We start from the raw sequence: 14,770 nt of genomic DNA, 5'->3' as shown, positions 1-14,770 counted from the left end.
TGAACAGGCTTTCCGGCCTGTTCCACAAGAAAATTCACTCTTTGTGGAACAGGCCCGAAAGCCGGTTCATAAAAAGCTTATTGACAATGGTGCAATATCTCAGATGCTCCCCATTGTTAGCGGGTTTGAAACTCTCAACTTTACTTTCCGAATAACAGATAATATCTGTCCAAAGCCTGCCCAGAAACAATCGTGACTCAGGGCGGGTTTTTTGAGAGTTTTTCTGCTAAAGTCCAAGTCTATGCTCTGAACCAGCGCCTAGCAATCTCAAAAATTCCCAAATTCCTAAAGTCCCCATTCCTATCTAAAAACTATGAAAAAAGCCCGCGAAACAGCACGCGAACTCGCACTCCTCGGCATCAGCCAACTGCCGACGAATCCAGAACTCTTAGAAGCCAAGAAACTGCAAGATGTTCTCCTCGCCGCCATCCGTACCCTGACAACAGAAGTTCAAGAATCCCTAGAAGCAGCAGCATCTGAAGTGCAGCGGAGTAGCGACAAACTGCTTGCCAGTGAAATCCGTGCCGCCGATATACAAAGTGCTAGAGCAATGGTGCGGGAAGCAGTCGAACTCACCCAAACCGCCATCAACCGTCTCGGTTCAGCAATGGAGTTTCCAGAACTGATCCAGCTAGCCAACCAGCAAGATGTCCGCACCTATGCTTTGCAAATCCTGACGAAAGTCAGCGCCAACCGTGTTCAAATTGATGAATTGCTCTCGGAAGCCCTTGTAGACTGGCAAATAGAACGGTTGGCCCGGATCGATCGAGATATCATGAGAATCGCGATCGCTGAAATGCTATATCTCGGCTTACCCGAACAAGTCAGCGTCAACGAAGCCGTCCAACTGGCAAAACGCTACAGCGGCGACGAAGGACATCGCTTCATCAACGGAGTCCTCCGCCGAGTAGTCGATAAAATCAATGCAGAAGTTGTTAGTCCCTAGTCCTTAGTCAGTAGTCCTCCGGGTGTGTGGTGGGCATCTTACCCAGAGGGTGTACGCCGGGACGCGAACCTTACCCAGTGTCATTAGCAATCCGCAATCCGCTATTGGCAATCCGCTCTAAACTAAGGACTAATAACTATATTCCCAATTTCCTATGGTATTTAATTGGTTTCGTCGCCAGTACAGCGAAAGCAAATCTTCAGAAACAGAGGCAAGCCCTGAACAGCCGCAAGATGAGTCGGCAAAATCCGCACCGGTTGAGCCTCAAACAGATGCAACAGAGCAAGGATCTCCTGCTGTAGCCGAAGATTATCTCAATTGGGCAAAAGCTGCTTACAAAAATATTCAAAAACAGCAAAAACCCGAAACAGAAGTTTCCGAGACAGCAGCGCCCGATGTTCCAGCAGCCGAAGCAGAAATCGCGACAGTTGCAGAAGTTGCAGAACCCGCGGCACTTGAAGCAACGGAGCCGATCGAACTTGAACCAGCACCCACAGCACCAACTGTTGCAGAAGTTCCGGAAGTTGCAGCACCAGCAACAGTTGAAGCAACCGAGGTTTCGGAACTTGATGCAGCCAAGCCAGCAGAAATTGCAGAAACTCTGCAACCAACAGCCGGGGCGATCGACATTGCACCTATAGCTCAACAATTAGAAGTTACAGCAGAAAATATAGAAATTGCCGAACCTGCAACGGAGGTTGTAGCAACCGAATCACTCGCATCCGACGGCGAAGCAGCGGAAGCCCTGCCGTTTTGGGCCAGAGCTCAGGCCGATCGCATGGAGCGCATCGAACGCCTCAAAGAAACAGCCCTTGAAGAACCAGAAGTAATTGCAGCCGCCGCCGAGAGAGCGGCAATTATCGAAGAAATTCCCGGTTTCGCCTTTGACGAAGGCTTCCTGTGGTCCTCAGAAATCTTAGCCAGTCAAGGCCGCCGGCCAGACCAAGTATCCGTCGAAGAAATCACTTGGCTGCAAAAACTGCGGAAAGGCTTAGAAAGAACTCGCCGCAGCTTAATTAATCGACTAAAGGCGATCGTCGGTCAAGGCCCGCTCAATCAAGACGCGGTAGCGGAAATTGAGACTTTGCTGCTACAAGCCGATGTCGGAGTCGCAGCCACCGACATCATTATCACTCGCCTCCAAGAAAGACTCACACAAGAAGTGCTGCCGCCAGAACAGGCTTTAGCCTACCTCAAAAGCATCCTGCGCGATATTCTGGACGCTCCCTGTGCCGAAACCGCCGCCGGTAATCCCGCCTACAGCCTGACATTTGCTCCGGAAAAAGACACTTTTAACATCTGGTTAATCGTAGGAGTCAACGGTGCGGGCAAAACTACGACGATCGGCAAACTTGCCCATATTGCCCAAAAATCCGGCTACAAAACCCTAATAGCCGCCGCCGACACTTTCCGCGCCGCCGCCGTCGAACAGGTGAAAGTTTGGGGTTCCCGCAGCGGCGTCGAAATTATTGCCAACCCAGGGAAAAATACCGATCCGGCTGCTGTCGTGTTTGATGCGATCGCCGCCGCCAGCGCCCGAGGCACAGAATTGCTGATCGTAGACACCGCAGGCCGCCTGCAAAACAAAAAAAATTTGATGGACGAATTAAGTAAAATCCGTCGCATTGTAGATAAGAAAGCCCCAGGCGCTACCGTAGAATCTCTACTGGTCTTGGATGCCACACTGGGTCAAAATGGTTTGCGACAGGCAGAAGTGTTCGCAGAATCTGCAAAATTAAGCGGAGTAGTATTGACAAAACTCGACGGTTCTGCTAAAGGTGGTGTTGCCCTAGCTGTTGTGCAGCAGCTTGGTCTGCCAATCCGCTTTATTGGAGTCGGGGAAAGCATTGAAGACTTGCGTCCGTTTTCTAGTTACGAATTTGTGGAAGCCCTACTCGATTTTAGATTTTAGATTGATGAGGTATCTGCCAACCGCTTCCATTTTTTGGAGGCGGACACATATCTTCAAAATCTCAAATTATTAACCTCAAACTAGCATCGCAGGACTTGCGCCGATCGCCACGAGCGATCGAGTGAAAAATAAATATCTAGAAACAATACCTTCGTTCTGTTATTACTGGGTTGGGATCAAACTGCGAGGCAAAGCAAGCGTATCAAATTAAGCTCAAATTTAGTATCAGTCGGCTCTGTGAGCACATTCTTTCCGATCCCCCTGGCGCCCCCCGATAGTCGGGTGGGACAGGAGATGGTCAAAGTCCCCCTTCTTCTTAAGGGGAGCCGCGGCAGTCTTGGGCCCACCCAAGTAGAGCAAGCAGTGTGGATTTAGGGGATATCTAGACTCAGCTATAAACGAGATTTCTTAAGAATTTTAGACTTAAGTTGATACAAATGTCCTAGTGCCCAACTTACTCGCTCGAACCAAACTACTTGCTCGATAAAAAAACGGGTTTCTGTTCAAGTGGCCCGTAAGTCCTCAATCATTCCTCCTTCTAACATCGACAATCACAAATTAAAAATGACTGCTGTGCCTTTGCCTCGCCCCTCACCTCAACCTGCTGACCGCCCACCGGGTCGCAATTCCACCGACGCGACGCCAGTATTTGCCCTCAAAGAACTGGTGGCGCGTTTGCACCGATATCAGCACAACGTTCAAGATATGTTGGGTTCGCTAGGATTTGCCTTGCGAAGTTTTAACAATCTCAACCAATTTTTGGAGTTGGTTCCTTTGGTGGCGACTCGCGTTACGGACGCTGACGGGGGAGCTTTAGTGCTGTTCAAACCCAACGGTCAAGTCAGGTTCCAGCAGTTGCATTGTCAGGAAGGACGGCAGTGCCAAGATATGCGAAAAGCGCTGGAAATAGCCACCAGACAAGCTACAGCAGGTGCGGGCACTACTGCTGGATCGTTTTCGGAAACCTCTGGGCAGACTTCTAGTCTAGACCTGCAAGTCGGTCGTTATTTGGGTCCAGATGTTCATTTGTTTGGGGCGCCAATTTTAGTCAACAATTTGGAACGCGGACGGCTTTATGTTTTTAGCAGTGATCCGCAATATCTCTGGACTCCCAGCAGACAGAAATTAGTTCGGTTGGTGGCGGATCAAACCGCCGTGGCTATTTGCAAAGACGAACTTACTGTTAAGTTGGCGGAAAAAGACCGCTTAGACAGAGAGTTAGAAATTGGGGCGGAAATTCAATTGCGACTGCAACCCCGCAGTTGTCCGAAAATTCCCGGTGTTGACGTGGCCGCCCGCTGCCAAACTGCTAGCAGAGTCGGCGGAGATTATTATGATTTTATTCCCGCTGACTATGACCCGATCGGCAAGGAGAATGAGGGGGAAAACCCCCCATCCCTAATTAAAAATCTCAAGTCCAAAATCGACAAGGGCCGCTGGAGCATTGTGATCGGCGACGTGATGGGCAAAGGAGTACCGGCTGGCCTGTTGATGACGATGACACGGGGTATGCTGCGGGCGGAGGTTTTGAACCGCCACTCGCCGTCGAGAATTTTGCAACATTTAAACCGGGTTATGCACGCGGATTTGGAAAATTCCCACCGTTTTGTGACTCTGTTTTATTCGGAGTACGACCCGAAAACTCGCGTTTTGTCTTACAGCAATGCTGCTCACCACCCGCCTTTGCTGTGGCAAGCTGCAACTAATACGATTCTTCAGCTCGATACTTTGGAGGGAATGTTAATTGGGCTGGATGCTGATTCGCATTACCAAGAAGCTCAAGTGCAATTGCAGCCCGGAGATACTATTATTTATTACACAGACGGATTTACCGATGCTTCTAATCAAAGGGGCGATCGGTTTGATGAGGATAACTTGACCTCAGCTTTTCAGTGGGCCTGTCAAAATTATCAGCAGTCTGAAGAAATTTTGGATTATTTGTTCGATCGTATTCACCAGTTTATTGGCATCGGCAATCGTAACGAAGATGACATGACACTGGTTGTACTGAGGGTCACACCTTTAGCAGGAGAAAATCACCATGATAATTAATTTAATGTCGGAAATTACTGCTGGATTAACCAGTTCCATTAATTGGAACGATGTGGCTCACGTGTTAGTTTTGAAATCTCATTTGAGTTCGACGGTGGTTTTGGCTCAAAGTTACGAAGTTTTTACAAATTTCCAGAAAGCTTGGAACAATTTTGTTTCGACTGGTCAAATAGGAGCTTTTATTATAGGTATTTTTGTGGGCTGGTTCTTTAAAGGGATTTTTCGTTAGAGTTGTTGTCGAAGAAGGTATCGGTAACGGATTTAAAAGGTTTGTAGCCCAAAATTAACTTTTTTCTGATGCAGCAAAAATTTCACAACTTTGTAGTCAAGACTTCAGTTTTTTGGGGTCACAAGATGTATAAAAAGTTTGTAGTCAGGACTTGAGTTTTTTCTTGCCGAATAGGAAATGGAAGACTAAAGTGCTGACTACAAACCGGAGGAAAGACTAAAGTCTTTGCTACAAATCGGTTTTTATAGACTTCTGCAATAGAGATATAATCTAGTTTTAGCTTGAGCAATGACAATACAACAAAAAACTTGGAGTCAAAGATTTGAATCGGCGCTGCACCCGGCGATCGCCCGATTTAATGCTAGTATTGGCTTCGATATTGAATTGATTGAGTATGACTTGACTGGTTCTGTCGCTCACGCTAAAATGCTGGCAAAAACCGGGATTATTTCCGCAGCAGAAGGCGAACAGTTAGTTAATGGTTTGGAACAGATCCGCCGCGAATACCGCCAAGGACTTTTTGTTCCGGGAGTTGATGCAGAAGACGTTCACTTCGCTGTAGAGATGCGACTGACGGAGATCGTGGGGGATGCGGGGAAAAAGTTGCACACGGCCCGATCGCGCAACGATCAAGCCGGCACTGATACTCGCTTGTATTTGCGCGATCGCATCGCCGAAATTCGCGAGCAATTGCGGGAATTTCAAGGGGTTTTGCTCGATATTGCCGATCGTAACGTGGAAACTTTAATCCCCGGTTACACTCATTTGCAGCGCGCTCAGCCGATCAGTTTGGCTCATTATCTATTAGCTTATTTTGAAATGACAGATCGCGATTGGGAACGTCTCGGCGATGTCTGCAAGCGGGTGAATGTTTCGCCTTTGGGTTGTGGCGCGCTGGCGGGGACGACTTTCCCAATTGACCGACATTATACGGCAGAACTATTGCAGTTTGACAAGGTTTATGCTAATAGCTTAGATGGAGTGAGCGATCGAGATTTTGCGATCGAATTTCTCGCTGCAGCCAGCTTGATTATGGTACACCTGAGCCGCTTGTCAGAAGAAATGATTTTGTGGTCTTCTCACGAATTTGGATTTATTACGCTCAAAGATAGCTGCGCTACTGGTTCTAGCATCATGCCCCAGAAAAAAAATCCCGACGTGCCGGAGTTGGTGCGGGGCAAAGCGGGGCGGGTGTTCGGTAACTTGCAAGCTTTGTTGGTAGTAGTGAAGGGACTTCCTTTGGCCTACAACAAAGATTTACAAGAAGATAAAGAGGCTTTGTTTGATACCGTAAGAACGGTACAGGGTTGCTTGGAAGCAATGACCATTTTGTTGCGCGAAGGAATCGAGTTTAATGGCGATCGCCTCGCCGCGGCAGTTACGGAAGACTTTTCTAACGCTACCGACGTAGCCGACTACTTGGCCGCCAAAGGCGTTCCCTTCCGGGAAGCTTACAACCTCGTCGGCAAAGTCGTAAAAACTTGCCTTTCGGGGGGCAAACTCCTCAAAGATTTGACACTTGAGGAGTGGAAAGACTTGCACCCAGCCTTTGATACAGACATTTACAGCGCGATCGCACCTCAGCAAGTGGTGGCGGCTCGCAATAGTTACGGGGGTACCGGGTTTGAACAAGTGAGAAAATCACTTATCGCTGCGCGCGATCGACTCGCCTAAACATCGTTGAATTATTGGACAAATTCCGGCTGGCTATCTCTACGAAAGAACGATCGTGTTTTCCACTCTGGTTCTAAGTTCGGCAGATAGCCTCAGCAATTAATCTTCAGCAGCAGCCATGTCTTTGTCTCTGCCGCCACTCATGGCGCCCATGCCACCGCCGTTGCCGCCGTCAAATCGTCTTCTCTTGTTGGAGAACATATCTTGATTTCTCCGCTTGCGAAACTTGCGAGCGTATGCTTGATTTCGTTGTGCCTTCTCTTTCTTGAGATTGCGGCGCTTAGCCATTCTGACCTCACTAATAAACATTGACATTCCCCGGGCTTTCACGCCCAGGGATTCTTAAGTTTGACACTCTGTGCACTCTTGGTGACTGAGATTCTTGGTTCAGCGAAGTCACTTACTGGCGACAGGATTGCTCCAGCCAAAATATAGGTGTCTTCTCCCCAAGCGTAAATTCCGGTATGCCATACTACCGTAATCGATCAGTTCTCTTTATGTAGTTAGGTTTTCTTCAAATTTAGCTTTCCTAAACCGCAACACCGTTAGGTGTGACTACGCACTCAACTAATCCAGTTAAGTTTTTACGTTGGCTAGTTATACTCAATTTTAGACCGATGACGATCATAGCACACCCGGTACAAGACCCAGAAAAAAGAACACAGCGATTAAAGTCGCTGGGAATCCGGGCCCGATGGGACGCAATGTTTTCAATCTGCCAGAAGATTTCTATAAACTATTGACAAAAATACGACAAATGACTGTAAATCCCGGTGACGTAGCTCCTGTCTTCAGCCTGCCCGACGCGCAAGGCAATTTCGTCAGCCTTGCAGATTTTCGAGGACGGCGAGTTGTACTTTACTTTTATCCTCGGGACAATACCCCAGGCTGTACTAAAGAAGCTTGCGGCTTTCGCGATATTTACTTAGAGTACGAGTCGCGCAATATTTCAGTCCTGGGTGTCAGCACAGACGGGGCCGGGTCCCACGCCAAGTTTGCAGCTAAATATCAACTGCCTTTTCCCTTGCTGTGCGACTCAAACGCCGAAGTTGCTACCGCCTACGGCTGTTACGGACTCAAAAAATTTATGGGAAAAGAATTTATGGGAATTACTCGATCGACTTTCGCGATCGACCCAGATGGTAGGATTGAAAAGGTTTATCGGAAAGTCAAACCAGAAACTCACGCGGCGGAGATCCTAGCAGATTTGCCAGAGCTCTGGCGTGAATGAAAAATTAAAAATTAAGACTCCGGAGCTGCAAGCTAGGAGGCCTGAAATTACTATCTCCTAAACAAGCTTTTGAGTTTATGCGTCGATTGTGGCAAATTGTACAAACTGTGCTGGGACTGATTTTTCGACATCCTGTCACTGGTACTGCGGTGATTCCCGTATTGCCTGACGGGCGAATTGTGTTAATTCGCCGCCGCGACAACGGTCGCTGGGCACTGCCGGGAGGTATGGTGGACTGGGGAGAGGATATTCCGACGACAGTGCGCCGGGAATTAGCGGAGGAAACAGGACTCGATTTAGTCAAAATCCGCCGCTTGGTGGGTGTTTATTCGGCTGCCGATCGAGACCCTCGCCTGCACTCGATTTGTATCGTGGTGGCTGCAGAGGTGCAGGGCAATATGCAAGTTCAGGATACGCTTGAGGTCAGCGAGGTTGAGGCTTTCTTGCCCGCATCGCTGCCGGAGGGTGCCCTCAGCCACGATAACGACCAGCACTTACAGGACTATTTTCAAGGCCTGACAACTTTGGCGTAAATCGGCGGGGCATCCAAATTTGAGAAAAGTCGGAAATTACTTCGCCCTCAAAAGTTTTCTGTTATAACTGGGGAATTAATTTTCACTGTTTTCCTACTTTTATTCACAATCTCTGAACATTAAATTAATCATCTTTTTATTACTAAATATTTAACCGGATGTACTCACCGCTACGCAATTCTCGGGTCAAACTCTCTGTAGGGCAAATCTTTTGGCACGAAGTCGGTCAAGGCCCGAATTTAGTATTTTTGCACGGTTCTTGGCACGACAGCAGTCAGTGGCTGAGGACGATCGAACATTTGAGCCCCTACTACCATTGCTTCGCACCGGATTTGCTGGGGTTTGGAGACTCGGAACGCCCGAATCTTCATTATTCGATCGACCTGGAAGTAGAATGTCTCGCCCAATACCTCGATACTTTGAAGCTGCGAGAGGTTTATTTAATCGCTCACTCTCTGGGTGGTTGGGTGGCTACCAGCTACGCTATCAAATATCCCGATCGAGTTCAGGGTTTGGTGTTGTTGGCCCCAGAAGGTGTCAAGGTTGGCAATCGGCGGGGACGGTGGCAGACGGCTAGCTGGCTGATCGGCCAACCACCCCTCGCTTTTTGGTTGCTGCGATCAATCTATCCAATAGCTAAGTTGCTGGGTAGCCAAAAAAAGATTGACGGACTGCTAAAGTTCAGGCAGCAGTTGATGCAGTCCCCAGTTGCCGTGCAGTTGCTGTTTCAGCGGCGGCGGGCTGAAATTACAGCGGAATTAGTTGATGAGAATTTGCCTTTGCTGAAAGCGCCTGTTTTGCTGTTACACGGTTCTGAAGATACTCCCGCAGCCTCCTCTCTGTGTCAATCCTATACTGCTATGGCTCCTAATGCCGAACTGCAATTGGTCAGTCCGGGGGAAAGCAATTTGCCACAGGAAGTCCCGGATGTTGTTGCTAAGTATATTCGGGAATTTACTAAGTGAATTGGGAATTGGTAATTTGTAATTGGAAATTGGTAACAGTCAACAGTCAACAGTTAACAGTCAACAATTAATAAGCTAATTCCCCAAAAAATAGCCTCTGCTGCGTCAATTAAGCCTGTTGCTGTATCAGGAAAGGCTGCGGTGAGGTATTTTAAAAGCATAGTGCGATCGCCCCCCGTGACCGCTATTTTGCTATCAGGAAACAAACACCGCCAATCTTCAATAAAATCCCTAACTCCTGCCACCGTCGCATACACAACTCCGCTTTGAATTGCCCCAGCAGTGTCTTTCGCCCAACGGTGCGGCAGATTTTGTGGTAAACTTATCAAAGGTAATGCAGCAGTTTTTTTACCTAGCGACAATAACTGCAAACCCAAACCTGGTAAGATTGCGCCCCCAACTAAATACCTATTGACATCAGCCCCAGTAAATGTTAAAGCTGTACCAGCATCTATAAGTAAAACTGGCCAACCCAATTGGTTGCCAGCGCCCAGTACAGCCAAAGCTCTGTCAATTCCCAGGGTAGGATAGAGTCCCCCGATCGGCAACTGGTCTAAAGTAATAATTCGGACATTAGGATAACTCTGCCAAATTGCTGTTTGCTGGGTAACTACTGAGGCCACAATTAGAGGCAGCGGCACTAAAGAAAGTGTGTGAGGACTAGAAAAAGCGGGAGTAGCAGGAAGAGAAAGGAGATTTTGAGAAGATACTTCCTCGATCGACCTCATTACTATTTGCACCAAATATTCTGCCTTTTCCTCCTCGGAGAGCAGGGAAACAGCATCAGCATTGAGATGCTCTGTATCCCATGTTTCCTCCAGGGTTTTGCCCACAAATAATCCCCAGTGCAGCCGGGAATTGCCGATCGCCAAAGCTATTTTAATCTGGTCTTTACCTATTAATCCAGATATAAGGTTGTCGGTTCTTGGTGGCGAACGAAAATTGTCGGGAATTGAGTTTTCCATGTTGAACGAGCGCGCGCAAACCGCAAACATTGAACTAAAGATAGATTTTAAATGAATTTTCTTCGGTTAAGCGGGAAGCTAACTCTATTTGACATCTAACCAAGTTCAATGGCGGGCGCCAGTTAGTATTGTGGGCCTCAGAGCGCATACTTGCTAAATATAAATATTTGTAAAGCAAATAATTGCTTTGCTCAGGCTGCATCCTTTATAATGTCTTAAGATATTCCAGAAGTCCTGGTAGCTGCGATGGGGCTGTTGGCGGGGTAAGCATAGGTGTAAAAAACCCGACTCAATCAAAATACTGTAGAACTCTTGAGTAAATATGTCTTTAAAAATACAAGAACACGAAAACCCCTGGCAGAGAGTAACTTCGCGGTTGCCTGAATCTGAAAACTGGAGGCAGCAAGAAAGTCTTTCGCTGCCGGAAGTAGACCAACAAAAAACCCTAATCGTGCAGATGCAGCAGCAAGTTCAGTTATCAAACTTGCTGAACCAAATTAATAACGAAATTCGCAGTACACTTGACATAGAAGAAATTTTGACATCGGCCTGCCGATTGCTGGGGCAAGCGTTAGAGTGCAGTCGCGTGAGCATTTTAGTCAAAGAATCAAATACAGAAAAAACTTTAGTCACGCGCGGAGAGTACAACGCGGGGGACTATCCGATTCAACTTGGTATGAAAGTACCGATGACTGACAACCCGCATTTGGCGGCCGTCGTGTCTCAGCAAGAGTCGCTAGCAGTGACGAAGTTTATCGATTTTCCGGGATTGAATCCACAAACCCGAAAAATTGCCGAAGCTTTGGAGATTAAGTCAATGCTGGCAGTAGCTACTCGCTATCAAGGTCAAGTGAATGGCATAATTGGCTTGCATCAGTGCGATCGCGAACGGGAATGGACTGATTGGGAACGGCAGCTTTTAGAAGGCGTAGCATCGCAATTGGCGATCGCGATCAATCAAGCCAAACTCTATAGCAAAACCAGGCGCCAAGCCGAACGAGAATCGCTGCTGCGGCTGATCGGCAACCAAATTCGCAGTACCCTAGATCTGGAAACGATCCTACAAACAGCGGTGAGAGAAGTTCGCCAAATGTTGCAGTGCGATCGAGTAATCATCTATCAGTTTCAAGACAACTGGCAAGGAAAAGTTGTTGTTGAAGATATGGTCATCCCTTGGCCTTCAATTTTAGGGGATATGGGGGCGGATAAGTGTTTCCGGGGAGATTACGCGGATCTTTACCAGCAAGGACGAGTCAAAGCCATTAATGATATTTTTAATGCTGGTTTAGAGCCTTGTCACGTAGATTTCTTAGACCGTTTGCAGGTAAAAGCTAATCTGATCGTGCCGATTGTTACATCGAGAACTGAAGAAAGTTCCCCCGAAACAGCCGGAAACTATAATCCTAAATTTCCCGGTAGGCTGTGGGGTTTGCTTATTGCTCACGAGTGCCGGGATACCCGCAATTGGGAGCGACAAGAAATGGAGTTGCTATCCCAGATAGCCAACCAAATGGCGATCGCCATTCAGCAAGCAGAACTTTACAGCAAAGTCCGAGAAGCTGCGGTCAAATCTCAAGCTCAAACCCAGCAATTGCAGGCTGCGTTAGAAGAATTGCGATCGGCGCAGCAGCAATTGATTCAAAGCGAAAAAATGTCAGGTTTGGGGCAAATGGTAGCGGGAATTGCTCACGAAATTAACAACGCCAACAATTTCATCCACGCTAACTTGTTTCATGCTCAAGAATATTTTAAAGCCTTAAACGAAGCTCTAGAACTGGCCGGGAATGCCTGCCCGGAAGCAGCGGAGGCAATTGTCAGAATCAATGAAGAACTAGAACTCGATTACATTCGAGAAGACTTTGGTAAACTGCTTAATTCAATGCGGGAAGGAAGCGGGAGGATTCGCTCGATCGTGATGACCCTGCGAAGTTTTTCTCGTTTAGACCACGCTGAATTAAAACCAGTAGATTTGAATGAAGGTTTAGAAAGCAGTTTCTTGATGCTGCAAAATAAGCTAAAAACCCATATCAAAATAGACAAGCAATACGGCAGTTTGCCGCCCGTCCAATGTCATGCCAGTCAAATCAACCAAGTATTTTATAATTTGATTGACAATGCTTTAGATGCGCTCCAGTCAACAAGCAAACCGGGGGAATTAACCATCCGCAGTTGGCAAAGCGATCCGGACTGGGTAACAATCTCTGTCCGTGACACGGGCACTGGCATCCCTACAGAAATTCAAGACAAGATTTTTGACCCATTTTTTACTACTAAACCTGTGGGTAAAGGTACTGGTTTAGGACTTTCAGTCTGCTATCAGGTAATTGTTCAAGCTCACGGTGGCAAGCTGAGTTGCGTCAGTCAGGTTGGCGAAGGAACTGAGTTTATTGTAGAGTTGCCGCTGACAAATCGGAGGGGGATAAGTGCATAATTCCTGCTTTAGTCCGATTAACCTTATTTTGTCACTCTGGCAGTAGTATAGAACCCATTTGACATCTTTTAGCGATCGTCAATCACATGAAGGATCACCAATAAACTTGGTTTTTTAGCGATCGCATTTTTAAGGGAATCAGATTTAACTTACGCCCGAACCTCAATTTTCAGGAATTCTCAACTTGGCTATACTTAGACATATAAAATTATGAGTATTTTTACTCATAATTGTCTCGGCTGATTCATTTTTGTCCGCTGAAGCAGTGAACGCTGCCTCTTGGGGGCCCGGAATGTGGGATTTCAGCTCTCCTCTACAGATGTGGAAAACCCGCTTTTTATAGGGCTGAAAAAAAGCTCGCACTTTTTCCGGATAAAACCTATTGATGATGAAAGTTAAACATTCCTATGTAAATAGGTGTAAGTAGGTGTAATTATTTACACTCAACATTTTATCAGGGGCAATAATACCTTCAGATGCTGATTGGGCAAGCATTTTTACTTGATTTCCCTGCACGTATGAGGAAATTTTTCTTGCAGTGACCGATCGCTACAAGAAAGCCCAATCTCTGGTTTTCAGTCACTTCTAATCATTAATTACTCATCATCAAAGGACAAGCTATGGCTACTTCATTCAATGGTTCTTTGGGTACAACCACTAATTACAGCAGTGTCAGTGAGCTAATTGCACAATGGCCGAATGCCGCCCAGAATCAAGGCATCCAACTGTCTGGGATAGCTTTTGATGGCTTTGAAACGAACTACACTAACCCTGCTCCCATCAGCAACCTCACGTTAGCAACGAACGACTCTAAAAGCGGGTTGAGCTACGGCAGTCCCGGTGGTATTGGTGTCTACGGCTCTTATAGTGGTTGGTTTACCGACGCCACTAAAAGTCGGGCGGAAATCAACTTTGACCCCAACACCAATCTATCTCAGGTGCTGAAGGTGAAATGGGCAGATAATAAAGATATCACTAGCGCCACGATCGACCTCAGTGGATTATTTCCCAAATCAAGTTCTACTACAGCCGACGATCAAGGCGATGAAGTTGGTTCGCTGCAACTCTTTAAGGATGGGGCGCGGGTATCGGCCAGCAATTTTACGATCACTCGCCTCAGCGCTCCTGCCACTCCAAAACCGCTCGGTGTGTCTTCAGATGGAGTGACTTTCACTGGCGATCGTACCGATGGCAATTTCACATTGCAGATAGTAGGAGACTCTCTCACCGGCGTTACTTTTGACGAACTGCGGTTCTCCGCCACAGCCTACGCGAACCCCACCGCTGCCTACCTCGCTACCTCCTTCAAAAACGATAGTTCCGACTACCTAGTGCGGAGTATTCAATATCAAGGCATTGATGTGACGCCAACTCCGACGCCGACTCCGACGCCAACTCCGACGCCGACACCTACGTCTCCAAGTATCTTCCAGTTCGCCCAACCAAATTACACGGTGGCCGAAGGCGGCGTGGCGACGATTAACGTTACTCGCACCGGTGGCACGGAGGCTGCATCGATTAACTACCAGACTCTTGACGGTTCGGCAAGTTCAGCAGGCACAGCAGCGGATTACACTAGCGCGACAGGGGCGTTGAATTTTGCTGCGGGGGTAACTACCGCTAGTTTCACCGTGACGGCTTTGACTGATTTAAATGTGGAATCATCGCCGGAAACGGTGAATTTGGTGCTCTTCGGTGGCAATGTCGGCAGTAGTCCGTCAATTTTGACGATTAGTGATGTGCCACCAACTGGGACGACGCCAACTCCGACGCCGACACCTACGTCTCCAAGTATCTTCCAGTTCGCCCAACCAAATTACACGGTGGCCGAA

General features: G+C 47.5%; 13 protein-coding genes. 11 read left to right on the top strand and 2 right to left on the bottom strand.

Annotated elements, in window-relative coordinates; genetic code table 11:
- The 6 genes from QUA38_RS18285 to argH form a co-directional block, all read left to right on the top strand.
- A partial coding sequence (locus QUA38_RS18285) for a hypothetical protein (protein ID WP_333164161.1) occupies window positions 1–196 on the top strand: 196 nt, incomplete at its 5' end.
- A 117-nt stretch (window positions 197–313) separates the two neighbouring features.
- Window positions 314–946 (top strand): transcription antitermination factor NusB, encoded by a 633-nt coding sequence (gene nusB / locus QUA38_RS18280; RefSeq protein WP_333164159.1) that lies wholly within the window; start codon window positions 314–316, stop codon window positions 944–946.
- 154 nt (window positions 947–1,100) lie between these two features.
- A complete protein-coding gene (gene ftsY / locus QUA38_RS18275) occupies window positions 1,101–2,858 on the top strand; it encodes a signal recognition particle-docking protein FtsY (protein WP_333164157.1) in 1,758 nt (585 codons plus the stop codon).
- A gap of 564 nt (window positions 2,859–3,422) precedes the next feature.
- A complete protein-coding gene (locus QUA38_RS18270; protein ID WP_333164155.1) occupies window positions 3,423–4,910 on the top strand; it encodes a PP2C family protein-serine/threonine phosphatase in 1,488 nt (495 codons plus the stop codon).
- Window positions 4,900–5,139, top strand: coding sequence for a hypothetical protein (locus tag QUA38_RS18265; protein WP_333164153.1), 240 nt, complete (start codon window positions 4,900–4,902; stop codon window positions 5,137–5,139). The genes QUA38_RS18270 and QUA38_RS18265 overlap by 11 nt, the downstream gene beginning before the upstream one ends.
- Before the next feature lie 288 nt (window positions 5,140–5,427).
- Window positions 5,428–6,813 carry an argininosuccinate lyase gene (argH, locus tag QUA38_RS18260; RefSeq protein WP_333164150.1) on the top strand — a complete coding sequence of 462 codons (1,386 nt, stop codon included), beginning with the start codon at window positions 5,428–5,430 and terminating at the stop codon, window positions 6,811–6,813.
- Window positions 6,814–6,912: 99 nt separating this feature from the next.
- On the opposite strand, the gene QUA38_RS18255 is transcribed toward argH, so the two are convergent.
- Window positions 6,913–7,101 (bottom strand): hypothetical protein, encoded by a 189-nt coding sequence (locus QUA38_RS18255; RefSeq protein ID WP_006632360.1) that lies wholly within the window; start codon window positions 7,099–7,101, stop codon window positions 6,913–6,915.
- 469 nt (window positions 7,102–7,570) lie between these two features.
- Between QUA38_RS18255 and bcp the strand changes: the two genes are divergently transcribed.
- The 3 genes from bcp (at window position 7,571) to QUA38_RS18240 (ending at window position 9,542) form a co-directional block, all read left to right on the top strand.
- Complete coding sequence (gene bcp / locus QUA38_RS18250; protein ID WP_333164148.1) at window positions 7,571–8,044, top strand: thioredoxin-dependent thiol peroxidase; 474 nt, start codon at window positions 7,571–7,573, stop codon at window positions 8,042–8,044.
- A 77-nt stretch (window positions 8,045–8,121) separates the two neighbouring features.
- Window positions 8,122–8,577: an NUDIX hydrolase gene (locus QUA38_RS18245; protein WP_333094826.1), complete on the top strand. Its 456-nt coding sequence runs from the start codon at window positions 8,122–8,124 to the stop codon at window positions 8,575–8,577.
- A 158-nt stretch (window positions 8,578–8,735) separates the two neighbouring features.
- Window positions 8,736–9,542: an alpha/beta hydrolase gene (locus QUA38_RS18240; protein WP_333164146.1), complete on the top strand. Its 807-nt coding sequence runs from the start codon at window positions 8,736–8,738 to the stop codon at window positions 9,540–9,542.
- 53 nt (window positions 9,543–9,595) lie between these two features.
- Here QUA38_RS18240 and QUA38_RS18235 read toward each other — a convergent pair whose 3' ends face one another.
- The gene (locus QUA38_RS18235) at window positions 9,596–10,507 is read right to left on the bottom strand and encodes a pantothenate kinase (protein ID WP_333164143.1); all 912 of its coding nucleotides are present in this window, start codon (window positions 10,505–10,507) and stop codon (window positions 9,596–9,598) included.
- A gap of 322 nt (window positions 10,508–10,829) precedes the next feature.
- Between QUA38_RS18235 and QUA38_RS18230 the strand changes: the two genes are divergently transcribed.
- Window positions 10,830–12,938: a GAF domain-containing protein gene (locus tag QUA38_RS18230; RefSeq protein ID WP_333164140.1), complete on the top strand. Its 2,109-nt coding sequence runs from the start codon at window positions 10,830–10,832 to the stop codon at window positions 12,936–12,938.
- 620 nt (window positions 12,939–13,558) lie between these two features.
- The coding region (locus tag QUA38_RS18225; RefSeq protein ID WP_333164137.1) for a Calx-beta domain-containing protein at window positions 13,559–14,770 on the top strand (1,212 nt) is incomplete at its 3' end.

Origin of the sequence: Microcoleus sp. Pol12B4 (assembly GCF_036701385.1) — a bacterium.
GTDB lineage: Bacteria > Cyanobacteriota > Cyanobacteriia > Cyanobacteriales > Microcoleaceae > Microcoleus.
The sequence above is the reverse complement of the archived record's forward strand: the minus strand, read 5'-3'. Positions and strand labels throughout refer to the sequence as shown.